The sequence below is a fragment of the Streptococcus sp. HMSC073F11 genome (genome assembly GCF_001810785.1).
Taxonomy (GTDB): Bacteria; Bacillota; Bacilli; order Lactobacillales; family Streptococcaceae; genus Streptococcus.
Window position 1 is genome coordinate 329,964 of record NZ_KV802690.1, and the last position, 25,813, is coordinate 355,776.

Genomic DNA, 25,813 nt, shown 5'->3' on the forward strand with positions numbered 1-25,813 from the left:
CTGAGCTCGCAAAAGCCGAAAAAGAACCTTTCGAGGCTTTTAGGAAGCACCCGTATCCCATACGGTATCGGGGATGACCCGATAGAGGCAAGTAGAGAAGGAGTATGACAAGATGACAGACCAATACCGCATTATCCGTAAGGAAATCAATCTGACACCAGAGGAGCTGGAACAGATTCAGAAGCTGATGAAACAGGAACATGTAGAGCAATTTTCTCCCTTTGTTCGTCAAAAGCTACTTGATGCAATCGAGGGAAGAAAGTCAATGACGGATTGGTTTACCCTCTGGCAATACCAAAAGATGGAACAAATCAGCCGAGATATTTTACAGGTGACTATCTTGGCTGAACAAAGCCACCAAGTCACGGCAGAGCACCTACGGATTATCTTGACCTGCGTACAGGAGCTAATAGCAGAGGTTAACCAGACTATCCCACTCAGTCAAGACTTTCGGGACAAGTACATGGGAGGTTAGGGATGGAAAATCGTTACCGAACTAATCTTAAAAAAGTTTTTCTGACAGACCAGGAACTTGCGACCTTGTACGACCGTATCGGACAGAGTCGCTGTAAAAATTTCTCTGCTTATGCTAGAAAAGTTTTGCTTAACCCTAACATGACCTTCCTAACCATTGACACCAGCAACTATGAAGATCTGGTCTTTGAACTGAAACGTATCGGAAACAACCTTAATCAAATTGCACGGACGGTCAATCAGACTCACATCTTAAAACCATGTGACCGTGAGTTGTTGGTACAGGGCATTGGTCAATTGATTAAAGAAGTTGAAAGTGACTTTAATATTAAATGCCAGCAACTGAAGGAGTTTTATGGTAGTCACTAAGCACTTTGCGGTTCACAGCACTAAGTATCGCAAGAGCCTCATCAAGTATATTCTCAATCCTGAAAAGACGGAGCAGTTGAAGTTGGTTTCTGATTTTGGCATGAGGAACTATTTGGTTTTTCCTAGTTATGAGGAGATGGTGGATATGTATGAGGCCAACTTAACTAACAATGACAGGCTCTACGATTCCAGAAACGACCGCCAACAGGTCAAACAAACTAAAATCCATGCCCATCACTTGATCCAGTCTTTCTCGCCTGATGATAAGCTGACACCAGAGGAAATCAACCGCATTGGCTACGAGACCATCAAGGAACTGACAGGTGGAAACTTTCGTTTTATCGTGACAACACACACAGATAGAAACCATGTGCATAATCATATCCTAATAAACTCTGTTGACCTCAATTCTGACAAGAAGCTCAAATGGGATTACGCTCAAGAGAGAAACCTTCGCATGATTTCTGACCGCTTGGCCAAGGAAGCAGGAGCAACGATTATCCAGCCTAACCGTTATTCGCACGAGAAGTTTGAGGCTTACCGCAAGACCAATCATAAGTTTGAACTCAAGCAACGGCTTTATTTTCTCATGAAACACAGCAAAAACTTTGAGGACTTTTTGGCCAAGGCTCCTGCTCTAAACGTGGAGATGGATTTTTCCCACAAGCACGCCAGATTCCTCATGACTGACCGAGAGATGAAACAGGTCATTCGCGGTAAGCAGCTGGATAAGAGACAGCCCTACACCGAGGACTATTTCCGAGAGCAGTTTGCGACACGAGCCATTGAGCAGCGATTGGATTTTCTTTTGCCTAGAGCCCGTGACCTCTCTCATCTTTTGGAAATGGCAGAGCAGTTAAACCTGACAATCTCCCTGAAGAAAAAGCATGTGACCTTTACCTTGACTGAGAACGGTCGAACCATTTCTATAGAGAATAAAAAGGTCAGTACGAAAAATTTGTACGATGTCCAGTTTTTTGAGGATTATTTTGACCAAAGAGAAAGCATAACAGAGTCTGACTTGACTAACTTTGTCTATGATTTGAAGACCTATCAAGAAGATCAGGACAAGGATAAACTCTCAAGTGAGGAACTCCTAACAGCCTACAAGGAGTTCAAAGAGAAACATGACCAGATTCAGGAGTTTGAAGTTGTCCTAGCAGAGTATCAGATTGATAAGGTGGTCAAGGAAGGTCTTTTCATCACGATGAATTACGGTGTCAAAAAAGACGGCTTGGTCTTTATCCCAAACCGAAACTTGGATATTCATGAGAACGAACAAGACAAGTCCTACCATGTCTTTATACGAGAGACCGCCCAGTTTTTCATCTTTAACAAAGAAAGTTCAGACCTCAATCGTTACATGAGAGGGCGTGAACTAATCCGTCAACTTACTCACGACAGCACGCATATCCCTAAACGTAGGCGGCCAACCATTGCCAACCTCAAAGAGAAAATCGCAGAGGTGAATCTTCTTATCGAATTAGACCTTAACAATCAGTCTTACCAGGAAATCAAAGATGAGTTAATCAAGGAAATCGCCCAGCTGGATTTGACCATTACAGATTTGCAGGATAAGGTTGCTCATCTAAATAAGGTAGCAGAGGTCTTAATCAATCTCAACAACTCAGACCCAGAAAATAGAAGACTGGCAAAATATGACTATGCCAAGATGAACCTGACTTCAGCTATCAAACTGGAGCAGGTGGAGAAAGAAATCGAAGAAAATCAAAGATTTATGACTAAATGGATAGATGATTATGAATATAAGATTAGGAGATTAGAGAATTTTATCAATATACTTGATAACACAAGAAATCAAAATGTTACCAAATTAGAACGGGAAACAAAATCAGTATAGTTATTTGAGATACCATGGAAAAATTATAAGGCTGATAGTATTAATTTCACTATCAGCCTTACAGGTTATTTAACGTTTCAGAAAAAACTATAATGTCAAGATTAACTAAACAGTATCTAATTCTTTCAAATAATTTTCTATCTTCATCAACATTAAAGGATTGTTATAAATCTTACATAACTCTTTTGCTTCTATATAATAATTTTTGACTTGTTCTTTGTCTAGAAATTTGGCTCCAGCATTTCCTACAAGAATAAGTAGAGGAGCCAGTTGGTAGCTTGTCTGTCTTTGTTTACAGAGTTCAATCGTCTCAAGAGCTTCTTGGATAGCTTCGTTATATTTTTCCTTTGACACTAGGTAGTGAGCGTAGTTGTAACGAACTCTGATGTAGCCAAATAAATACTCTTGATGCTCAAAATCTTTTGTCTGATATAACTCCATTAAATGAGAGTAGTTTGCCTCATATTCTTGTTCACGACCCACTAAGGAATAGAAATTAGATAGAGTATTCAATGCCTTTAAATAAATCAGAGTATTTGAGGAGACTTTTAATAATATATTTTCCAATGAAGAAATAGCCTCACACTTACTGTCATATTGATAGAAGTCAATAATAGCTTTAATCCATTCAAGGTAAGTTCGGTCTTCTAGTGTTAGAAAAGTACTTCGTTCAATCTCTATTCTATAAATATATTCCAAATTGTCATAATTTCTGTCATCTAATAATCGAGCAGATAATTGCTTGAAATTAGAGAGGTTAGATTTAATTTCAATTTGTTCATTAAAAAAATAATCTAATGGTACTTCAAGTCGTTGTGAGAGTTTGAACAAAAGATCTGCGGAGGGAATGAAATGCCCTCTCTCAATTTTACTAATCTGGCTTTGTTCACAAATTCCTTCTGCAAGAGTTTGTTGGGAGAGTCTCAACTCTTTTCTTTTCAATCTGAATTTCTCTGCGAGTGTATTCATTAAAGATAATAAACCTTCCTATTTGTGTGCTTAATTTCATTATAAAATTTTTAGTTCAAAATAGCAAGTTAAAGGAATGAATAATTCTTTATGGCAATAAAATAAAAAAAAGTTCAAAATGTAATAAAAATAATTGACTAAGTAATATATATATGTTAGAATAAAAACAAGGAAACAGAAAGGGGTTTCATTGCATGAGAAAAAAATGTGGGATTAAAAAATTAGTTACATTTGCATTACTAGGTGTTTTTATGTTTAGTAATACAATTCCTTACCAACAGTTTATTCAGAAGAATAAACAATTGGAGATTCGAGTGCAATCACAAAAGAAGTCCAATGGTCTTGATGTTGGGAAGGCTGATTAGTTGATTAAATGATGAAAATACTATTAACTATATAGTATTTCTGTTTTATCTAATTTTTAATTAGAAAGAAGGGATTCCAATGTACCAGGGTGTGATTTGTTGATACTTCTAAATGCAGTCATTGTTATAGTTAGATTTTAAGTGAAAGAAATGAGGGCTTTACGATGAAGAAAAGCATTAAAAAAATAATTACAACATCTTTACTTGCACTGACTTTAGCTGGTGCAGGTGGTTCGATTGTTTCAGCTGCAACAGTTTGGTATAAAGGTACTGCAGTTTATTGGAATTATGGTCGCACTGCTGGTCTTTGGAGCTATTCAAATGTTCAGTCTGGTGTTTACGAACACTCAGCATCTGCTAACGGGGCATTCTCAGGCTGGCGATCCCCTGGAGTAGAAGCACGTGCTTCTAGATTCATCGGAACTGGTACAGCTGAATGTTACTGGAATTGTAGGTAAGTGCCTATGACATACAAAAACATGTTATTAGGTAAAATGAAATACTTAATCCTGTTTTTGATTGCCATCCAGAGTATCTTACTTGCTCTGGTGGCAATTTTTTTAGCAGGTTTACAGTATCAACAGTCATGGCAGAGTTATAATCATCATTCCGGGACCGTAACAGTTTATCTTCAGAAGTTAACAGAAGAGCAATCACAAGATGTATTTAATTATTTTTTAGAACAGAGTGACTTGTCCATATGGACAAAACGTTCTGAAAGTAGTGATACAGGAGAAGGTCCAAATAGGATTTATATAGACATCCTTGGTAGCTCTGCTGGTTTTTCAGATTTTGAAAGTACGGGTAAAATAGTTGTCTCACAACAACAATTTGCAAATTTATTATCTCATAGTGATAATAGTATGACTATTGGACTTGACAAAGGCTCAAATAATATGCTTTACGAGCTTCCAGATTTATTATTTAGCACACCTGTAGTCATTGAACGATTAGATTATACTTTCCAAAACACTAATACGATTAATGGGATATACCATATCAATGGTCTCCACGATGCTGTCTCAAGAGATAACTTTTTGCTGCATCTTTCAAAGGTGTCAGGTATTTCTGTTGAGGATTTGACAAAAGAAAGTTTTGGAAGTAGTACTGATCAGGGAATTTGGGGAATAATACTTGCTATCAGCATCTTAGTAAATGCCTTCATTTTACTGATCCTATTCTTAATCTGTGTTCTTCAATCCTTTAAACATTTCGGAACATTGATTCTTTTAGGATGGGATAGAAAAGAATTATGGTCTGCTTTTTTCAAAAATTCTCTACTATTTTCAATCTACACTATTCCAATTATCTCTTTATGTAGTTGGTTGTTGTCAGGCTGGTCTAGTTTTGGTTTATCATCGTTTATTCTAGTTTTTGCTGGAGTCAGCCTCTCAGTCTTGTTGCTACTATTTATATTCATTATTCCAACGATTATTGTTTATTCGGTTTCTCCATTAGCCGCAATTCATAAACGATTACCAATGAAGCCTTTAATGGTAACCTGCTTGTTATTCTATACCTTGGTAGCTGGTTTGTTAATCGCAGTCAGTTACTCTTTAGATGCTCCAATGAATCAGTTTATTGATAATATGAAAGTATCTAGGGAGTGGAAGAATGTTGAAGATATGTACGTTATATCCAGATTTGTTGAGGGAGATGATGTAGGTACATATGCAGGAACTACAAATTCCCTTGAGCGTAGTATGTATAACTTTTACCAGCGTATATCTGAGCTTCCAGGTGTCTATATTGCCCAAGGACAATTTCTTAATCAGGAGTCCCTTGATGCAGTCTATGGGACATACCAGCATGTCCCTAAAAAACCATTTTGGTATTTGAAATTCTCCTATAATTACCTGCAAGACCTAGGTATTCCCCTAAGTGATGAAGAGTTGCTAGAGATGAGGAATGGTACTCGACTTTATCTTCTACCTAACACGCTCAATACAGAAGAACTTGAGGTGATGAAGGCGTATTTACAGGAAAGTGTCACTGTAAAACCGGGAGATTTACAAACTAATTTCACAGAAAATCAGAAATTTATGTTCAAGGTTTATCAACCGTCTCGACCAATATTTACTTGGTCAGATTCCATTTCTTATGGTACAACTAGTGAGAATCCAGTTATTTTTGTCTCAACACCAGAGAATTTATATTTCATGGAGTCGGCAAACTTAGTTGTCAGTGGCTATAATGGTCTTTTGAAGATTCGTGATAGGGAAACGATGGAACAGGTAGTGTCCGTTTTAGAAACAGAATTTCCAGATTTAACGGATAATCGGTTGAGTTTTACAACTGTCAAGAACTTTATCAATGGTCTTCAAAAAGATCTGAGTTATACATTTTATCTTTTCGGCACGATCATAGCGATTATCATAATTACGATGATGGCTATTTTCTGGAGTTTTGTCTTAATGTACCGCTTGTTATTTGAAGAAAAATTGTATGTTCAATACTTTATGGGATTCTCACCATGGAAAAGATATATTGGTGTGCTTTCTCTCATTATTAGTTTTTCTGTGGTGGAATTAATCGTTTCTATCTTAGTGGGTTCTAAGTTGGGAATAGTCATGACACTAGCTACATTTGCTTTTCAGATAATGCTTCTTTACTTCAGCTTGTTCCGTAAAGAAGGAGAGAGTATCATACAATTATTTAAGGAGTAATCTCATGTCTAGAATTTCAGTACAAAATGTATCAAAACAATTTGGTTCAAGAGAAATTTTCAAAGACTTAAGCTTCGATATTGAGGAAAATGAATTTGTAGCTTTAGTAGGACCTTCTGGTTCTGGAAAATCGACTATCCTGAATATGATTGGACTATTGGATACTGTTGACAGTGGTAAAATCCTAATCAACGGAAAAGTTTTGCCTAAGGTAAATTCGCAATCAGCAGTTCATTACCGAAGGAATGTCATCAACTATCTTTTTCAATCCAATGCACTCATTTCTACATCTAGTGTGAAAGATAACCTGATGCTTGCCATGACTTTTTCGAATTTCTCTAGACAGGAGAAGGAGCAGAGAATCAAGGAAACGCTAGAATTTGTTGGTCTACAAAATCGGTTAAATAGTAAAATCAATGAATTATCAGGAGGTGAACAGCAGAGAATTGCGATTGTGAGAGCTATTTTAAAGCCCGGAGATATTGTCCTAGCAGATGAACCAACCGGATCGTTAGATCCTGAAATGTCTCAAAAAGCATTCGATTTGATTCGAACTTTGAGAGATCAATTTGGTAAAACAATTTTGGTTGTTACGCATAACATGGAGCAAGCACGGCAATGTGATAGGATCATTTCACTGGAGTCGGTTCTTGTAAATTAACTCAACCATTATTAGCACTTGATACGGTTGCTTTAGATTATGGAATATCGAAGGTGGAGAGTTCAAACATGAAAAAATTTACATACGATATTATAAAACAGCCAAGTGTGTCTAATCGTTTGGAGTTAAAAACACATGTACTGGTTGAAAATCATATTGATGATGTCATTTGTCTGTATATCATTGCTAGTAATAAATTATTAGATATGGTTATTTTGAACCCATTTCAAAAGAAAACTATATTTATTCCATGTTATTTTGAGGAAGATATTGTGAAAGTCAAAGATGATTATGAAATTGAGTGGGATTTGTTAGAATTTCAAAAATTTAGAGCATTTTTGGCTTAGTAATATGTGTTGAAGGATCAAAATCTATGGTAAAAAGTAGCTTTGAAAACGTATTACCTCCAAAGATTTAGTTAAATAATGATTTAACACAAAAAGATATTATTGAAGTTCTGGAAAGATGTTGTTTCAGTATAGAAATAAGTCTTGAAAAACTGGATTTGAAGAATTATTTTGATTATATTGTTTCGGATTATTTCTCAGCGTTCAGATTGGTAACTTGCAGATATTTATCATATAAAGGTATATCAGGTCCACTAGTAGGAAATAGGCAAGATTCTTATCGATTAATAAATAATAACTGTTATATTTTAATAATTGTTGTCACCTAAAGCATATTTTTCAGAGCATCTTAAACGATTTTATTGTATTCTAACAATAGAAATACTATTTTAGTTTTACTAAAATCTAGAATATTTGAAAACTAATTGGCTTACTTATATATGAAATCATCCCTAATCTGCAACAAGGAGAGTAACCAATGAAAAATTTAGGACAAATCTTAAAAAAAATTCGAGAAGCTAAGGGCCTCTCTCTTTACAATGTTGCTAATGATGAGATTTCTACCTCTCAGTTATCTCGATTTGAAAATGGATATACAGATATTACTCTTAGTAAATTACTTTCAGTTTTAAAGACACTGGATGTATCTTTAGAAGAGTTTATGTATTTAGGGCGTGGTTTTCATAAGATGAGTAATTTCGAGGTAATTGATAAGATAAATAATTATTTTTATAAGAACAACAGCCCAGCCTTGAGAAGACTCCTCATTAATTGTACAGAAAAGGAAAAGGAGAAACTAAGTAAGAAATTAACAATAATTTTGATTAAGTTAAAGCTCCAAGAAATTGAGAAAGATAATATTGTGACTTCTGAAGAAATTGATTTTATATCAGACTATTTATTCAGCATAGATATCTGGGGTGAATATGAATTAGAGCTATTTTCCTCCACAATGGAAATTTTTTGCCAATCAAGTATTATGATATTAACGAAGGAAATGGTGAGGAGAACTGATTTTTATAAATATTTACCGACCCATAGAAGATTAATTACTAGTATGTTATTTAATGCTTTTAGCCTCAGCGTAGAAAGAAATAATATAGTTGATGCATCTTATTATAGAGAACAATTAGTCCAGTTATTTTTTGATGAAACAGAATTATATGAAAGATTAGTTTTTCACCTCATAGATAGTTGTTACAATTTTAAGATGACAAATGAATTGAGTAATATTTTAGAGATGAGAAAGTGTATTGGCTTTCTGAAAACCTTGGAAAGCATGAATTTAGTAGATAGATGGGAAAAATATATTGAGAGAGTACTTAATAGTAACTAATTGCAAATTAGGGATAAAAACTATTAGACCAACTGCTAGTGATATAATAAAATTAGGCAGTAGGTCTAATAGTTTTTATAATCAAGGAGGATTAATCATGATTAAGAACAATAAGATTGACAACCCGTCTGTAAAAATTGAAAAAGCAACTGTTGTAAATAACAAAGGATGTAGTGTTTGCGCGATTGGTGCTGTTTGTTTAGCTGACGGTCCAATTCCTGACTTTGAAATTGCAGGAGTATCTGCTGTATTTACTGCATTTGGATAATTGCTAATTATAAATTAAATATCTAATATATAATGACCTACTGCTTATTTTTTGATTGAAAGAGGATAAAAATGTATTTAGTGTTGGATAATCAAGTTACAATATATCAAACAAAAGGGGACTATAATGTAATCGTCGAGAAAATCGATGCGAACAAACGGAAACAATTTGACTATTTTACAGTTAATAAAACAGGAAAATTACTTCTAGAAGCTATCAACGGCAAGCAAAATATGGAGGAATTTATAGAAAACTTTATTGATACTTACAACTTAGTAGAAGATGATCGAAGTTGGATTGAGACATTTTTGAATGAAATGATGAAAAAAGGAGCCATTGCAATCAAAGAGAGCCCAGAGATTGCAAATTTGCCTCTATATATTTATGGAAATTCAAGACTTATTTCTCCTTTACATGTAACAGTTGAGATTACTGAAAAATGTAATTTATATTGTGCTCATTGCTATTTAAATGCATCCTGTAACAAAACAACTGCAATTGATTACGAGGGTTTCAAGTCTCTTGTGAAAAAACTAAAAGCGAGTAACGTTTTGAGTATTGAAATCACTGGTGGAGAAGTATTTATGAATAAGGATGCAGAAAAAATACTAGAATTGGCATTTAATGAGTTTAGTAGAGTAGCCTTATTAACAAACGGAACAATACTCAAGAAAAGTAGCTTGTCGTTATTAGAGAAAAACAAAGATAAATTAGTTATGAGTATTTCTTTAGACAGTGTTAGAGAGGAATTACATGATAAGTTTAGAGGTATGCGAGGCTCATTTAGGAGTACTTGTAAAAATATTAGGCGTCTGACAGAAGCCGGAATACATGTACGAGTAGCTTCTTCTATTTTTGATGAAAATATGTGGGAGGTTGATAAACTTGCTGAGCTTGCAATTGAGTTAGGAGCGGAACTTTTTGTTTATAATTTTGTAGAAAATTTTGGCAGAGGTACGGACTTCAATAAAAATAGTAGTACGAAATTTTCAAAAGAGTACTCACGTTATTTGAGTGAGACGGTATTTAAGTATAGAGCATTAATTCCAATTATCGAATCGGAGGATTATCTAAAATCTTCTTCTAATTGTGGTGCTGGAACAAATACTATTTTAATTGGTGCAGATGGTAATTTAAGACCTTGTCCTATCTTTCCTAAGAATAAGATTTTCAAAAATATAAACGATGGTAGTATGGAGGAAATTTTTTCTGATGATGTTTATCAAAAAATTAGCAATATCTATCCCCCTAGTGATGAAAACGGTTGTTCTAAATCTTGTCCAAATTACAGTAATTGTTTTGGATGCTACATGAAAGGACTGGAAAGTAATGTAGATAAAGCACCAGAACAATATTGTTCTTGGATAACTTATAATAAATTAGAGAAGTTTATGGAACAATATAAGGGAGGGAAGGTTATTGAGTAATTATCTTTTTTCTTATAAATATTATAGACCTATTCCTAATTTATTTATTAAACAAAAACTAAGAGAAATTCATAAGTTACTTAAGGATGATTTAATAAAATTTGGAATCGAAAACGGAATAATAATTTCAATTTTTGCTCTCGGTTGTAATGGGAGAATGACAGAAATTATTTATATAAAATCAATGTATCGTATTTCTGAAGATAAAATTTATGATATGTTAAATTTTTTATATAATAAAGAAATTGAACTTTACAAGGTGGTAAAAGATGATAACATTAATTGTACAATATCTTGCTGCGGAGTAACTGCAAATGCTTCTATTCCTACAAAAGAATCCTTAGGATACTTTTTAAAAAATTTTTTAAAATGGGAAAATTATAGTGTCAAAAAATATTCTAGAGTTAAATTAGAAACTACAGAAAATATTATAATTAAAGAAGGAGAATTAACGTATGTCGGTTTCCTATGTGATAATATAGAGATAAAAGAATTAGGAGATATGCTGTCAGCTAAGTTATTAGAAGAAATTTTTAAATCACAAAATAGCGTTTTAACAGAGATTAGAAATCAAGGACTTTGTTACACAACTGTATCAAAGTTTCATGAAGATTTGAACGTTGTTTATATCGGACTAATAACAAGTTATTCAAAAGATAAAATTTCTAGATTAGATACCATGTATACCAATGTTCAGTTAACTGAGGGCGAGTTCGAACTTGCTAAATGTCGATTGAAAAAAGAAATAATATTTTCAACAACTTTATATCAAATAGACCATTACTTATTACCTTTTCAGCTATTAAAAATTGATGCAAATGTATCAACTTTGTTAGAAATAATCGATAAAATAAAATTCGAAGATATTGTGAAAATTTTTAATAGCAGGAGAATAGTGTGTTTAAAAGCATAATAAGGAGGAAGTTAATGGAGAAAGATTGTACGTTTTTTATTAAACCAGTTTCAGATTTAGGAGAAGTTACTATTGAGAGAATAATTTTTAATTTTAATGGTTCAATTAGGGAAGGGTATTTACACCTTTTAGAACATCTATGGGTTAGAGCTAATAAGTCGTGGTTTGATGATTATGAAAGTAAAATGAATATTTTTAACGCTTTAACGAATAAGAATCGAATTACATTTATTTTGGTATATACAGAATCAACAGTTAATACCAATAAGTTAATATTTGATTTAAATTTTAATGAACAGGACTTCTTGATCGAAAAAAAGACTATTTACGAAGAAAGAAAATTATATTCGGATAGTACACCAGACGTTGATATTGTTTTAGGAAGTCTTAGAACTATTGAAGCCTTTGATTTAACAGTTTTAAAAAATATGATGCATCAGATGAATTATAAAAAAATTCGTTTTCATTTTTCCTCAAAAAACAACGGCAAATATATGAAAAATCCCACTATTAATATAAACAAATATTCGATAATTTGGAAGGATTCTAATACTATTCAACTCATAGATTTTTATGATTATAAAGTGTTGTTAACCATTTTAAAAGTGTTTAAAATAACGAATGACAATTTTTGTTTTAATGTCAACGAGGCAAAAGGAAATTATGAGATCACATTTGATGATTACGAAGTCTTTGATTTTATGCTAAAAAATAAAGATAATGTCTTAATGCGATACCAGCTACTACTTACTAATACTCAATTATTTATAGAACAGACAACTTATTTATTTGATCTTTTTGGTTTTAATTTTGATATATTAGACTTTTGGAGAGAATTTAATTGGGAGGTTTTAGAAAAATGAAAAAAAAGCAATAATTCTATTTCTAATCAACCTAGTTCTATTGGCATTAAGAAATATAGTTAATAGTTACTGCAATTTAGAATTTAAAATAACAATCGGAGATTTTATAGTGTTAGGAGGGTTATTAATTCTATGTGAACAGAAATATATAAAGGTACTACTATCTATCTTATCTACAAGATCTGCTTTAACTAACTATAAACAAATTGAGTATCTAATTTATCTGATAAATGCTAATATTCTGATGTACACATTGATAATGTATTTTAACACTTTTTCTTTTTCGTCATCAATCATCAATTTATATTATAAAAATTACTTCTTAAATTTTTTAATACTTATATTTTCTTTTTCTTATCTAATTATAAAATATAAGTTACTGGTTATTAAATATAAATATGTTTTAATTATATTGACTTTCATTCTTATGGGTGTTAGTGTATTAGACTTGATAACATTTGTTTTTTTGGCAATTATTTCATTTATCTCTAGTAGATTAACAAAGTTCAATACTAATTATTTCTCAGCAATAATATTTCCAATGGTATTAGTTTATTATATTGTGTTTGACAAAAATATATTTTCTATAGTTTGCACATGTTTATTACTTTTTAGCTACCTTGTACCAATAATCTTAGAAAGGAAATTAAACAATGAACAAAAAACTTAGAATCGCAATTGCTATTTGCTTTTTTGTAGGTGCATTTATGTTTGTTTTCATGAAAGAATATCTATATGCAGTTGCTTTTATGATAGTGGGTGGAGTATATCTGTATAAAGGAGTGAGATAATTTGACAACTCTATTAGAACTAAAAAAGTTGAATTTTGCATATTTTAAGAATAGTAAAATATTAGATAACATAGATTTAATTTTAAATCAAAACAAAATCTATGGTTTGATTGGAAAGAACGGTGCTGGGAAAACAACGTTTATTAAAACTTTAAGTAGTGTATTTAACAATAATGTTTTTACTCTGGAATATTTTAAGTTTTTCGATAAAGAAGTCCAGCTGAGTTCAGAATTTTATCGACAAAATAAGTTTACAGTATTTACAGAAAGTGAAAGCTTTTTAAACTGGACTTTTTTGCAATATTTGGAAATGGTCTGTCAACTTTATAATTGTTCGATAGAAAGAAAAAGATTGGAATTTTTAGTTAACGGATTTAAATTTGAAGAGTATTGCAAAAAAGAGATCAGAGACCTTTCAACTGGTAATAAAAAGAAAGTTTTCTTGATAGTAGGATTATATCTTAGAAGACCTTTATTGATTTTAGATGAACCGTTTGACGGTTTAGATTTCGAGTCCACGGAATTTTTATATAAGATGTTACTGGAGTATAAGCAATATGGTACCGTTCTGTTAAGTACTCATTTTGCAGAGAGTGTCGTACGAGTTTGTGATTATCTTTATATTCTAGAAAATGCTCATATAAACTTATTCCAAGGAAATGTGTCTGAATGGTTAGAGTCCATCAGGAAATAAGGAGGAAATCTGTAATGTTATGGATATCCATATGTAGAGATTTGTTTTCACGGAAAAGATTTTATTTTTTGGGATTCTCTTTAATACTAGTCTTACTCATACGACATTTAATACCTTCTCATAACAATGTGAACTATCTTCTATTTTCAGCAACACTAATTACCTTAGTAAGTACTTGGCAACTACTTTTATCTTATTTCAAATCAGAAAGAATCCAGGCATATTATCAACTTCCTATTTCTAACACAAAGTTTTATATCCAATTTATATTTGTGGCGTTTGCATCTAATCTAATCGAAAGATTGTCATTGTTAATCATTCTTTTTAGTGAAGCAAAATTAATAAATTTGATACTACCTATATTGTCTTCCCTCTTTGTTATTATGAGTAGCTTTAGATTAGTTAGGTGTTTTGGAGCTTTAAATAATAAAGTGACTAATCTTTTATCATTACTTTATTTTTTTATTTCACTGTCATTGTTTCTCTTATTGAAATCAATTTATTTGCTTTTGTTCATGATTGCTATTGAGTTGATTTTTATTTTAAGAGATGATAATTTTTTGTATTTAGATGATTTTTCAAATACAAATCATTTTTTAAAGTTTAAAAATTATTTTGTTTCAAATTTGGTAAAAGAGAGATATTTTTATTTTAATACTGTCGCCTCAGTATTATTTATTTTAATATTATATTTTCAAAAACTACCTGAAAACTTAAAAATCCCATTACTATTCACTGTAGCATCTACTAATACACCTCTTACTAGTTTAATTTCTAGCGAGCCACAATTAAGAATACATTTGCGATCACTACCTAAATCTTATATTTTTTACAATATGTATCTAAGGTGTTTATTATACTATTATCTTTTTATAAATTTTCTAATTGCAATTGTCTATATTACTAGTTCACACAGTATAATATTTTTAGTATGGGTAGGGATATTTACTTTATTTGAGAGTGCGTTATACCTATTTTTAGAAAAGTATTGGTATATTAAGAAATGGAACATAAAGAAGGAACTATGGAAACATCCTCGCAAATATATTGTTCCTATGATGACTTATCTATTTTTCTTTATTCTACTAATGTTAAAGAAATTCTAAAGCCCATTTGTAGAATAAAGTGTAACATAGTATTTAATCCTTTCAAGCTGTTTGAGTCAACTCAAGCAGCTTTTTCGAGCACTTATATCCATGAATTATTCTAGGCTTTCGTTAAATATTTTTGTACTATCCGCTATAAAATCTTATTTCAATTCTTTGAGTGAATTTGCTTTTGAAACGAAGTCACGTAAAGGAGTGATGAAGTTCTCATCGAATGTATGACCATAGGATGAATAGGCACGGGCAAATTAAATTTTTAATACCTCTTATTTAATTGAGTAAAGAAAACTCGATTTCATTATCAGTAGTAATGATTTGATTACAAGCAGTTTCTTGCGTTATGACACATCTTGATTGACATATTCTACCTTCTTATCTAAGAGTTTCCTTGAGATAGCATAGCAAGTTTGTCACTATACTGAGATCAGAATAGAAGGTTCACTGACCATATTTTAAGCAATAACAGAATCCATTTCACAATATCAGAAACGTATCCAATTATTAATTTCTTCTACTCCATCATAAATTTTTATCACCTAGTTGTTTTTAGGAGATATAGTCTTGGTAGATTTATTAAAAAGTTGTACAACACTGGGTCATTCAATAAACTTTTCTTGATGCATATAGTCATAAAGCATCTTGGTTAAAGAAACCAATGAATCAAAATGATGGAATTTATAAGTGTGGAAGAAAGTTTTCATACTATGTCCCTTTGTTTTTTCTTTCATCACTTCTGTGAACTCTATCAGAAAGTCAGGCTAAATCTTATTTAGTTACAAGTAATAGCTAGCTTCTATAGAATGATAATGAAAATTCTAGATTGGATTTGCATAATACTGTTATCAGTAGATCTTCTATCATTGATTTGTTTCACCGGTATTACAGAATCTCGATTAGTTTTACAAGTAAAAATAGAACGTTTTCTATCCTAACGACGAGCAGTATAAGCAGTTTTTTCCTTTGTTTAAATAAAACTAAAATTTAGTATTGTTCAGCTTCAGAGAAGTGCTGGTATGATTGATTTGTGAACATTTTCCTATAATTTTGTAATATTTTTGAGACTATAATATATTAGATAAACATGTCTTTTGTGTTTCACTTTATTTTACAATAAGACTAATTTTTGAAAGTCAGTAATTTTAAATAGTTGATAAAATCTTTGCTCTCAGTCGGTTAATAGATATGCTTATGAGAAGTGTTTAATAAATTAATTTTAGTTCAAAATGTCCAATTTGGACACTTTGAATGATTTCTTAGTTTTATATATTATACTTTTCTCAGGAGAAAGCTAGATGTACAGACGTTTGAGAGATTTGAGGGAAGATCACGACTTGACCCAAAAACAAATAGCTGAAATACTTTCGTTTACAAACTCAGCTTATGCTAAAATTGAACGGGGTGAGCATACGTTAACAGCAGATGTATTGGTAACTCTCTCAAACTTTTACGATGTCAGTACAGACTACCTATTGGGATTGACAGATTTTCCTGATAAGATTCGCTTTAGAAAATAATCTCCTCAATTTCATAGAGTGTGAAAATGAGGAGATTTTTTATTTGTTCTTTGACAATTGAATAGTCCAAAATGGTACTTTCCTCATTTGTGGAGCAGATTTGAATGGCTCGCCATGATAAGAGCGATTTTAAAACCATCAATAAAATAGAGCGATACTTTATATGCCATGATACAAATGATATACAATGATACTTCTGACCGTTCAGGCTGCCACCGTAAAAGAGCAGCAAGTGTAATTCTTATGATGACTTCATCAGTCATGCCATGGAGGTGAAAAAATCTAAGAAAGGAAGTAGTAAAATCATGGAAACAGTAAACTATAAAGATTTAGTTGCGATTGGTTTTCCAGAGCACACATCGAGAAATATTATTAGACAAGCAAAAAAGATTGCTGTAAAAAAGTTTGAAGAAGCTAGAAAAAATGATAAGAATGCGGTACAATTAGGATGTTCACCTTTCGATAATAAAAGGTTAGGCATTGCTCCTAAAAATATTGTAGAAAATTTAATTGGTATTTCTTTTTCAGATATAGAAGGTGAGAAAAATGGTTATATCAAAGACAAAGAAATATAAAGGTGTATACAAAGATTCAAAAGGAAAAATTTATTTTCAAATTGAATTAGGAGTTGATCCAATAACTGGGAAAAGAATTCAAAAGAAAGGAAGGAAAAATCAACAGGGACTACCGTTTAATTCTTTTAAGGAAGCATATGAAGAGATACTTCGTTTAAAACATGAATTTGTGAACTCTACTATTAATAATAGTTTTCTAACTTTTAGAGAGTTTATGGAAGAGATTTATTTAAAATATTATCAACAAAAAGTTCAATTTGTAACTTATCAGACCGCTTTACCACATCATCAGTTATTTATTAAGCAATTTGGTAGTAAAAAATTATCAGATATTAGTACTATTGACTGTGAAAGATTTCGCTTAGCTATTATAGACAAGTATTCTAGTAACTATGCTAAAAATATGTGGTCTAGATTTAAAGCATGTCTGGGCTATGCAGAAAGATTGGGTTATATTGATAGAGTTCCTTTTAAAGGATTAGATAATCCTAGAGGAAAGCACCCTGATACAAAATTTTGGACATTTGATGAATTTAAGAAGGTAATAAACTCTTTTGATATTAGTGAGTATGAGGGACTCCATAATTACATGACGATCTGGTTATATTTTATGACTGGTTTAAGAGTTAGTGAGGGTATTGCTCTTAAATGGGAAGATATTGATTTTGAACGTAAATGGATTCATGTTCATTCGACGATTGAGAAAGATAAAAACGGTGTATGGTATGCTAAACAACAAACAAAGACAGTAGCAGGGAATCGTAAAATTGATTTAGATGATTTTACGATTACAATACTTAAAAAATGGCGAGAAGTTCAAATCAAGAATGATGATAAAGATTATGTAATATCACGTTTTGGTGCCCCCTTGTGTAAGTCTACAATTTCTAGGATAATAAAAAGGCATGCTAAGATTACTGGTGTACCAGAAATTACAGGGAAAGGATTAAGACATAGTCATGCATCTTATCTTATAAATGTGTTACATAAGGATACTTTATATGTTTCATATCGATTAGGACACGCTGATAAGTCAACCACGTTGAATACATATAGTCATTGGTATTATTCAGGTGATTCAACAATTTCAGAAGAGATTACAAACAGTTTAGATAATCTTGGATTATCAATTTACTTACCAAATTCCTGCCAAAGTTGAAAATTGAGGAATTAACCCACTAATACTGGGAGAAAATAGGATTTGCAAATTGTTACTCTTAAATAATAGAGCAACTACATTAGTAGCTTAAAAAACATATAAAACCGCTATTCTTAGGAGTAGCGGTTTTTCTTTTTATCTTTCATGGGGCAAACTAATTATATAGTTTATCTAGGAGAAAAACAAGTTTTGAATAATAGACTTTCCATAAAAAATAATACAAGTTTTTACCCTTCAGGATTTATTTTTTTCTGGTATCATCATTCCTATGAACAGTAGAAAAGTAAGTTTTTAATTTATTGATACTCCGGATATTACAATCTCAGTATTAAAGAACTTTATTGAAGGTAATTTTCGAACGGTTTGAGGTAATTTCAATGAAATTTTAATAGATATTTCAATTTTCTTCTTGACTCTGACCTTAGGTAAGGGATTATACTAATAGTAGATAAGAAAGGAGATTATTATGCAAATCAATATGATTCGTTCAGATAAAGTTTACCAAGAGATGCTCGAGCTTCCTTTAGAAAAGAGAGAAGGTTGCTTTTGAGCTAAAATATTAGCACCTTTTGCAATGAAATACCAAACGCAACACATTCCTCTGAAAGCAAAGTATCCTGGAGGATTTGATGCTCTTTTCCTACTTGGCTTTATGAATCAGTTACCCTCAACTCTCTCAGAAAAGGATAGACCAGCTATCGACTCTCTGAGCTCTGATCAACTCTGGCAGGACTGCCAGGATACCATCAAAAGGAGTATTGGGCTTTTTGAGCAGGCTGGCTATGACTTAGATGTTGAGGATTACCATTTTACTATTTTATTGGGCAATCCAGAAAAACCTATGCTACAGCTCAATAAGGGTTACAGCGGAGATGGAGGAATTCCAGGCTACCTCATGCTTAGTTTACTACCAAATGACTATACTTTACCCCGTGTGCAGGCGGCGTTAGCCCATGAGTGCAATCACAATGTCCGCTTTCAATTTGTCAAATGGAACCAGCAGACGACACTAGCAGACTGGGTAGTCAGTGAAGGATTGGCAGAGTCTTTTGCTGCTGAGCTCTATGGCAAAGATTTCATTGGTCCTTGGGTGACTTCAACTAGTTTCGAGCAGTTAGAAGAGATTAAGCCTATCATCTCCAGTCAGCTTCAGCTAACGGGGATGGCGGAAATGGCTCCTTATCTATACGGTGATGAAATCGCGAAGATACAGGGTCAAATTCCGGTTGGTATGCCCTATGCTGCAGGCTATGCTTATGGCTATCATCTGATACAAGCCTATCTGAAAAGGACAGGTAAGAGCATTATTGAGGCTACAGTGACGCCTACAGAAGAGATTTTAGAGGCGACGAAAGACTTTTGGAAATGACACTTTTGCTTGCAAATCTGCCAGAGTTTGATATAATGTAGGTAATTTCTGGAGGTGACTATATGCACTATAAAAAAGTTGAATTAAAAGTTACAAATCAAGGTATCCATGAGCGCAAGATTTTTCAAGGTGTCAAGATTTTCAGTCGCAGCAAACTATCCAAAGATCAGAAAAACATTCTAACACAGAAGCTTTACCTGACTCCGAAGCAAAACATCGTTTACTATCAACGGACAGATATCAACTATGACCAGAACTGGTATCATCATAAGGACTATTATGAATTAGCTTATGGTCAGATGGATAGAGAGACGGTTTTTAAGGTTTGTCAAGATTTTGACGAACTAAGTCCTTTTCTGGAAAATGAGCTGCTGGAGAAGTTAAAAGAAAAGCAGTCAACAGGCAAATTTTTTGAAAAATTAGATATATAAAAATCCGGCTGCTTTTATAAGCAGTCGGATTTCTTTGAGTTATAGTTTGATAATCTTTCATAAGAGAAAATAGATCTATTTTTATCATGAACAGCTAACTTAGTTAGAAATTGTAGAAACAGTATAGTTGAAATCTATGAAGAATAAGTGTATAATCAAGAAAAAATGATTGAGTACTCACTCAATTTTGTAGATGTGTAAAGGAGTTCATAAAATGGTTGTTCAAGCAATACAATATAGTCGTTTCGGTGATGAAGAAGTGCTAGATTTGGTGAACATTAAATCTGATTCTTTGAAACTGAATCAAGTGAGGGTAGAAGTTCATGCAGTTGGTTTAAATCCTATTGATTATAAGACTTTTGAAGGTGCAAAGCCACTCCGATTTCTATCTTTTATGACAAAACTCAGGAAGCCAAGTCGTTGGTTTGAGTCAAAATCATCTCTTTTTCCAAGAGGTGTTGGTCGGGATTTTGCTGGAGTTATCACAGAAGTTGGTGAAGGAGTAAATCGGTTTGCAGTAGGGGATAAGGTTTTTGGAACAATGATCAGTGACCCTGGATTGGGGACCAAGAGGGGAGCTTTGGCAACAGAAGTTTGTGTCAATGAATCAGAAATTGTGTTGAAACCAGAGATGATTGATATGAACCATGCAGCTACTATGGGTGTAGCCTCTCTAACAGTGGGAGGTGCTTTTAGAAAGATTGAGCTAAACTCTAAAGATGTTGTAGTTATTTCAGCAGCAGCAGGTGGTATTGGAAGTATCGCAGTACAGTATGCAGTTGCTAAAGGTGCGACAGTTATTGGAATTGCGAGTAAGAAAAATTCAGATTATCTAAAGTCCTTAGGTGCCATACCAGTAGCTTACGAAGGAAACATCCAGAATGCTCTTCTATCAGCAAGTGCAAAGCCAATTACAAAATTCTTGGATTGCTATGGAAGTGATTATGTTAAATTGGCTTTCAGTTTGGGATTGAAGGGCACGGCTATTGGAACGCTAGTACCTTCACCATATGTTATGATAAGAGGAGCTCAGTTCACGGGTCCGAGACATTCTACATATGATGATTTTAACACTCTAGCGGAAATGGTCTCAGATGGGAAGGTTCGGCTGAATATTGACCAGGTTTATGATTTTTCTCTAAAGTCAGTTAGAGAATCCTATCGTAGTCTGAAAATGGGACACAGTCGAGGCAAAAAAGTCGTAAAAGTAAGAGAGTAGAAGAGAGGTGCTAGCGATGGAAAGTTTAGAACAAAAGTATGCTAAGACGTTAGAAGCTAGCAACTTGAGCTTAAAACAACGTCGAGTATTATTATCAAGCTTAAAATTATTCTCAGAAATTGGATTTGAAAATACAACGTCCAGCCTTATTGCCGAACGCGCTGGAGTGTCAGAAGGAACGGTTTTTAGTTACTTTAAAACAAAGGAAGGTATTTTAGAAGCCATTTTATCTACTTTTCTAGAACAGGTTATTCCAGAAGTGATTGCGGATTTCTCAGAAAAGAAATTCACAGTAGATCAAGAAACTTTTCCCTTCTTTTTAAAAAGTATTGTTAGAGATAGGCTCTTTTTCATTCAGGAGAATCAAATGCATGTTAAAATTCTCTTGGGGCGTTCTTTTATTGATAAAAATCTTTCTATCCAGTTAGGAAATATTATTGTTCAATCTATAATAGAACCAATTAGCCCTGTTTTAAATCAATTTAAAGAAAAAGAACTTATTCTAAATTGGTCAAATGAAAGAATTGTTCGTTACATATTAGCATTGAGTTTTTCTTATCTTATTCCAATGATGTTGAATGATGAAGGAACTATAAACATAGATGAATCAGTTGATGAAATTGTTGAATGTTTGTCATCTGCCTTAATGAAAGTAAAATAAATTCTGATGTTAAAACTCACTGTTAATGGTGAGTTTTTTTGAAGCCAACATAAAAATCCCCAATCGTAGCGATTGAGGATTAAGCAAATGAGTCTTAAACAATACCTTGTGCAATCATAGCGTTTGCTACATTTTCAAAGGCAGCAATGTTAGCTCCTGCAAGGTAGTCTTTATCAAGACCGTATGTTTCTGAAGTTGTTTTAGCTGTGTTGAAGATGTTTGTCATGATGTCTTTGAGACGTCCATCAACTTCTTCACGAGTCCATGAGAGGCGAAGGCTATTTTGGCTCATTTCAAGGGCTGAAACGGCTACACCACCAGCGTTGGCAGCTTTTGCAGGTCCGTAGAAGATACCATTTTCTTTGTAGACTTTGATGGCATCAAGGTCGCTTGGCATGTTGGCACCTTCAGATACACAGATCACGCCTTGAGCAACCAAACGTTTAGCTGCTTCACCGTTGATTTCGTTTTGAGTCGCACATGGAAGAGCGATATCATAGTTTCCAGTGTAAGTCCATACAGAACCTTCATGATAAGTAGCAGATGCTTTTTCAGCAGCATACTCAGTCAAACGAGCGCGTCGTTTTTCTTTAACGTCAACCAAAAGATCGAAGTCGATACCATTTTCATCGATGACATAACCATTTGAATCAGATACAGAGATAACAGTTGCACCAAGTTCAGTTGCTTTTTGAAGAGCGTATTGGGCTACGTTACCAGAACCTGAAATAACCACTTTCTTACCAGCAAAGCTATTACCGTTAGCTTTAAGCATTTCTTCAGTGTAGTAAACCAAACCATAACCAGTTGCTTCTGGACGAATCAAGCTACCACCAAATCCAAGAGGCTTACCAGTCAAGACACCAGCATCAAATTGATTAAGGCGTTTGTACTGTCCGTAAAGGTAACCAATCTCACGTCCACCAACACCGATATCACCAGCAGGTACGTCAAGTGATGGGCCGATGTATTTTTGCAATTCAGTCATGAAGCTTTGGCAGAAGCGCATCACTTCAGCATCTGTTTTACCTTTAGGATCGAAGTCTGATCCACCTTTACCTCCACCGATAGGAAGTCCAGTCAAGACGTTTTTAAAGATTTGTTCAAATCCGAGGAATTTCAAAATCCCTTGGTTTACAGTTGGGTGGAAACGAAGTCCGCCTTTGTATGGTCCAACAGCTGAGTTGAATTGAACACGGTAGCCGCGGTTTACTTGAACTTTTCCATCACGGTCAACCCAAGGAACACGGAAAGAAATCACGCGCTCTGGTTCAGTAATACGTGCCAAGATATTTTCTTCGATATACTCAGGGTGTTTTTCAAATACAGGTTCTAAAGTGTTGAAAAATTCTTCGACAGCTTGGAGGAATTCAGCCTCGTGCCCGTTACGAGCTTTCACAGTTTCAAACACGCTTTGGATATATTCTTTAGCAGATGTCATATCGTTCTCCTTAAATTCTAATTTAATTATGTGAGTCATTATAGCAGAATTTTTTTTAAGTGTAAAGAGAAAAAACAAAAATTTTCTAAAAATTCTTTCAATTTAGTTTTTGGGATTTTTTGAAAGTAGATAAAAAACGAACGTTTTTCTTATAAATGCCTTTCTTAAAGAGAAAATCTGAAAATATGGTATAATATTAGCAATAAAAGGAATCTGGAGGATCAGAATCATGGTATCAACGAAAACGCAAATTGCTGGTTTTGAGTTTGACAATTGTTTGATGAATGCAGCAGGTGTGGCTTGTATGACGATAGAGGAGCTAGAAGGGGTTAAAAACTCAGCGGCAGGAACTTTTGTGACCAAGACAGCGACCTTGGACTTCCGTCAGGGAAATCCTGAGCCACGCTATCAAGATGTTCCACTTGGTTCCATCAACTCTATGGGCTTGCCAAATAATGGCTTAGATTATTACCTAAACTATCTTCTGGAATTACAAGAAAAGGAACCGAATCGTACCTTCTTTCTATCCTTAGTTGGAATGTCTCCAGAGGAAACCCATACTATCTTGAAAAAAGTCCAAGAGAGTGAGTTTCGTGGTCTGACTGAGCTAAATCTTTCCTGTCCAAATGTTCCAGGTAAACCTCAGATTGCCTATGATTTTGAGACAACTGACCGAATTTTGGCAGAAGTATTTGCCTACTTTACCAAACCTCTTGGGATTAAATTACCACCTTATTTTGACATTGTTCACTTTGACCAAGCGGCAGCTATTTTCAATAAATATCCGCTCAAGTTTGTCAACTGCGTTAACTCTATCGGAAACGGCCTCTATATAGAAGACGAATCTGTCGTGATTCGGCCTAAGAATGGTTTTGGAGGGATTGGTGGAGAGTATATCAAACCGACTGCTCTAGCCAATGTGCACGCCTTTTACCAACGTCTCAATCCGCAAATCCAAATCATCGGAACGGGTGGCGTCTTGACAGGTCGTGATGCCTTTGAACACATCCTCTGCGGTGCGAGTATGGTGCAAGTAGGAACCACCCTTCACAAAGAGGGAGTTGGTGCTTTTGACCGCATTACTAATGAACTGAAAGAAATCATGGCGGAAAAAGGGTACGAGAGCCTAGAAGATTTCCGTGGGAAATTGCGCTATATTGATTAAATTCATTAAAAAATCAGAAGAAAGGAGAGAAGATGCTAGCTATTGAAGAAAGCCAGAAGTTGACTTTATCAAATTTACCTAGCCTGAGCCTTTTTACAGGGACAGACCAGGGTCAGTTTGAAGTGATGAAGAGTCAAGTGTTGAAACAGATTGGTTATGATTCTGCTGACCTCAACTTTGCCTACTTTGATATGAAAGAAGTAGTTTACAAGGATGTGGAACTGGAGTTAGTCAGCCTTCCTTTCTTTGCGGATGAGAAAATCGTGATATTGGATCATTTTGTCGATATCACGACTGCTAAAAAGCGCTTTTTAACAGATGATGAGCTCAAGTCATTTGAGGAATACCTTGATAATCCTTCACCAACAACCAAGTTGTTAATCTTTGCAGAAGGAAAGCTGGATAGCAAAAGACGGTTGGTTAAATTACTTAAGCGTGATGCCAAGGTTTTTGATGCAGTAGAAGCCAAAGAACAAGAATTGCGCCAGTATTTCCAAAAGTGGAGCCAGAAACAAGGTCTGCAGTTTGCCAATCATTCTTTTGAAAATCTTCTCGTCAAGTCAGGTTTTCAATTTAGCGAAATTCAGAAAAATCTCCTTTTTTTACAGTCCTATAAGGAAGACTCTGTTATCGAGGAAGAGGATATTGTTAACGCAATTCCCAAGACCTTGCAGGACAATATTTTTGATTTAACTCAGTTTATTCTGACTAAAAAGATGGACCAGGCGCGTGACTTGGTTAGAGATTTGACCTTGCAAGGTGAAGATGAAATTAAACTGATTGCAGTCATGCTAGGACAATTTAGGACTTTTACTCAGGTGAAGATTTTGGCGGAATCTGGCCAAACAGAATCTCAGATTGCAAGTAGTCTAGGAAGTTTTCTCGGACGCAATCCCAATCCCTATCAAATCAAGTTTGCGCTGAGAGATTCACGAGGACTTTCATTGAGCTTTTTGAAGCAAGCTATTTCCTATTTGATTGAGACAGACTATCAGATTAAGACAGGTCTTTATGAAAAAGGTTTCCTTTTTGAAAAGGCACTTTTACAGATTGCTAGTCAGGTCAATTGACATTTTTTTGAAACTACAACCTGCGTCAAGATTATCTTGTCGTGGGTTTCTTGCTGATTTGCTTGTTTTATACTCAATGAAAATCAAAGAGCAAACTAG

At 33.8% G+C, this 25,813-nt stretch carries 24 protein-coding genes and 1 pseudogene; 23 read left to right on the forward strand and 2 right to left on the reverse strand.

Annotated elements, in window-relative coordinates; all coding sequences use genetic code 11:
* Window positions 1-112: 112 nt before the first annotated feature.
* From HMPREF2764_RS03250 to HMPREF2764_RS03260, 3 genes are read left to right on the forward strand one after another with little or no spacing between them, the layout of a single operon-like run.
* Window positions 113-475 carry an SAG1252 family conjugative relaxosome accessory protein gene (locus HMPREF2764_RS03250; RefSeq protein ID WP_070496571.1) on the forward strand — a complete coding sequence of 121 codons (363 nt, stop codon included), beginning with the start codon at window positions 113-115 and terminating at the stop codon, window positions 473-475.
* A gap of 2 nt (window positions 476-477) precedes the next feature.
* On the forward strand, window positions 478-843 hold the full coding sequence (gene mobC / locus HMPREF2764_RS03255; protein ID WP_023026929.1) for a plasmid mobilization relaxosome protein MobC: 366 nt from the start codon (window positions 478-480) through the stop codon (window positions 841-843).
* On the forward strand, window positions 830-2,704 hold the full coding sequence (locus HMPREF2764_RS03260) for an SAG1250 family conjugative relaxase (RefSeq protein WP_070496572.1): 1,875 nt from the start codon (window positions 830-832) through the stop codon (window positions 2,702-2,704). The genes mobC and HMPREF2764_RS03260 overlap by 14 nt, the downstream gene beginning before the upstream one ends.
* A 105-nt stretch (window positions 2,705-2,809) precedes the next feature.
* Here the strand turns inward: HMPREF2764_RS03260 and HMPREF2764_RS03265 are convergent, their stop codons facing one another.
* Window positions 2,810-3,673: a helix-turn-helix domain-containing protein gene (locus tag HMPREF2764_RS03265; protein ID WP_070496573.1), complete on the reverse strand. Its 864-nt coding sequence runs from the start codon at window positions 3,671-3,673 to the stop codon at window positions 2,810-2,812.
* A 194-nt stretch (window positions 3,674-3,867) separates the two neighbouring features.
* Between HMPREF2764_RS03265 and HMPREF2764_RS10265 the strand changes: the two genes are divergently transcribed.
* The 18 genes and pseudogenes from HMPREF2764_RS10265 (at window position 3,868) to HMPREF2764_RS03365 (ending at window position 22,038) form a co-directional block, all read left to right on the forward strand.
* Window positions 3,868-4,038 (forward strand): PhrA family quorum-sensing system peptide, encoded by a 171-nt coding sequence (locus tag HMPREF2764_RS10265; protein WP_061390890.1) that lies wholly within the window; start codon window positions 3,868-3,870, stop codon window positions 4,036-4,038.
* A gap of 164 nt (window positions 4,039-4,202) precedes the next feature.
* Window positions 4,203-4,496, forward strand: a complete 294-nt coding sequence (locus HMPREF2764_RS03275) for a hypothetical protein (RefSeq protein WP_070496574.1) — start codon at window positions 4,203-4,205, stop codon at window positions 4,494-4,496.
* Window positions 4,497-4,502: 6 nt separating this feature from the next.
* Window positions 4,503-6,704, forward strand: a complete 2,202-nt coding sequence (locus tag HMPREF2764_RS03280) for an FtsX-like permease family protein (protein ID WP_070527129.1) — start codon at window positions 4,503-4,505, stop codon at window positions 6,702-6,704.
* A 4-nt stretch (window positions 6,705-6,708) separates the two neighbouring features.
* On the forward strand, window positions 6,709-7,365 hold the full coding sequence (locus HMPREF2764_RS03285; protein WP_033685029.1) for an ATP-binding cassette domain-containing protein: 657 nt from the start codon (window positions 6,709-6,711) through the stop codon (window positions 7,363-7,365).
* Window positions 7,366-7,433: 68 nt separating this feature from the next.
* Window positions 7,434-7,712, forward strand: a complete 279-nt coding sequence (locus HMPREF2764_RS03290) for a competence protein ComA (protein WP_070496577.1) — start codon at window positions 7,434-7,436, stop codon at window positions 7,710-7,712.
* A 478-nt stretch (window positions 7,713-8,190) separates the two neighbouring features.
* Complete coding sequence (locus HMPREF2764_RS03295) at window positions 8,191-9,048, forward strand: helix-turn-helix domain-containing protein (RefSeq protein WP_070496578.1); 858 nt, start codon at window positions 8,191-8,193, stop codon at window positions 9,046-9,048.
* A gap of 97 nt (window positions 9,049-9,145) precedes the next feature.
* The gene (locus HMPREF2764_RS03300; RefSeq protein WP_023026921.1) at window positions 9,146-9,316 is read left to right on the forward strand and encodes a subtilosin A family bacteriocin; all 171 of its coding nucleotides are present in this window, start codon (window positions 9,146-9,148) and stop codon (window positions 9,314-9,316) included.
* Between the two features lie 71 nt (window positions 9,317-9,387).
* The gene (locus HMPREF2764_RS03305; RefSeq protein WP_070496579.1) at window positions 9,388-10,743 is read left to right on the forward strand and encodes a radical SAM protein; all 1,356 of its coding nucleotides are present in this window, start codon (window positions 9,388-9,390) and stop codon (window positions 10,741-10,743) included.
* Window positions 10,736-11,656, forward strand: a complete 921-nt coding sequence (locus HMPREF2764_RS03310) for a hypothetical protein (protein WP_070496583.1) — start codon at window positions 10,736-10,738, stop codon at window positions 11,654-11,656. Before HMPREF2764_RS03305 ends, HMPREF2764_RS03310 begins: the two co-directional genes overlap by 8 nt.
* Window positions 11,657-11,670: 14 nt before the next feature.
* Window positions 11,671-12,519 carry a peptidase M16 family protein gene (locus HMPREF2764_RS03315; RefSeq protein WP_070496585.1) on the forward strand — a complete coding sequence of 283 codons (849 nt, stop codon included), beginning with the start codon at window positions 11,671-11,673 and terminating at the stop codon, window positions 12,517-12,519.
* A 792-nt stretch (window positions 12,520-13,311) separates the two neighbouring features.
* A complete protein-coding gene (locus tag HMPREF2764_RS03325) occupies window positions 13,312-14,004 on the forward strand; it encodes an ATP-binding cassette domain-containing protein (RefSeq protein ID WP_070496589.1) in 693 nt (230 codons plus the stop codon).
* 2,398 nt (window positions 14,005-16,402) lie between these two features.
* Window positions 16,403-16,624: a helix-turn-helix domain-containing protein gene (locus HMPREF2764_RS03335; protein ID WP_048789078.1), complete on the forward strand. Its 222-nt coding sequence runs from the start codon at window positions 16,403-16,405 to the stop codon at window positions 16,622-16,624.
* A 305-nt stretch (window positions 16,625-16,929) separates the two neighbouring features.
* Window positions 16,930-17,199, forward strand: coding sequence for a DUF3173 family protein (locus tag HMPREF2764_RS03340; protein WP_000450956.1), 270 nt, complete (start codon window positions 16,930-16,932; stop codon window positions 17,197-17,199).
* Complete coding sequence (locus HMPREF2764_RS03345) at window positions 17,171-18,358, forward strand: tyrosine-type recombinase/integrase (protein WP_070496593.1); 1,188 nt, start codon at window positions 17,171-17,173, stop codon at window positions 18,356-18,358. Before HMPREF2764_RS03340 ends, HMPREF2764_RS03345 begins: the two co-directional genes overlap by 29 nt.
* Before the next feature lie 466 nt (window positions 18,359-18,824).
* Window positions 18,825-19,727, forward strand: a pseudogene (locus tag HMPREF2764_RS03350) (DUF2268 domain-containing protein).
* Between the two features lie 62 nt (window positions 19,728-19,789).
* The gene (locus HMPREF2764_RS03355) at window positions 19,790-20,158 is read left to right on the forward strand and encodes an EXLDI protein (RefSeq protein WP_070527136.1); all 369 of its coding nucleotides are present in this window, start codon (window positions 19,790-19,792) and stop codon (window positions 20,156-20,158) included.
* A gap of 214 nt (window positions 20,159-20,372) precedes the next feature.
* Window positions 20,373-21,377, forward strand: coding sequence for an NADP-dependent oxidoreductase (locus tag HMPREF2764_RS03360; RefSeq protein WP_070527142.1), 1,005 nt, complete (start codon window positions 20,373-20,375; stop codon window positions 21,375-21,377).
* Window positions 21,378-21,393: 16 nt separating this feature from the next.
* Complete coding sequence (locus HMPREF2764_RS03365; RefSeq protein WP_070527145.1) at window positions 21,394-22,038, forward strand: TetR/AcrR family transcriptional regulator; 645 nt, start codon at window positions 21,394-21,396, stop codon at window positions 22,036-22,038.
* Between the two features lie 94 nt (window positions 22,039-22,132).
* Here the strand turns inward: HMPREF2764_RS03365 and gdhA are convergent, their stop codons facing one another.
* Entirely contained in the window at window positions 22,133-23,479 is a 1,347-nt protein-coding gene (gene gdhA, locus HMPREF2764_RS03370; protein WP_070527149.1) for an NADP-specific glutamate dehydrogenase, read from the reverse strand.
* Window positions 23,480-23,708: 229 nt separating this feature from the next.
* Between gdhA and HMPREF2764_RS03375 the strand changes: the two genes are divergently transcribed.
* Window positions 23,709-24,644, forward strand: a complete 936-nt coding sequence (locus HMPREF2764_RS03375) for a dihydroorotate oxidase (RefSeq protein WP_070527152.1) — start codon at window positions 23,709-23,711, stop codon at window positions 24,642-24,644.
* A gap of 32 nt (window positions 24,645-24,676) precedes the next feature.
* Entirely contained in the window at window positions 24,677-25,714 is a 1,038-nt protein-coding gene (gene holA / locus HMPREF2764_RS03380) for a DNA polymerase III subunit delta (protein ID WP_070527155.1), read from the forward strand.
* Window positions 25,715-25,813 lie beyond the last annotated feature (99 nt).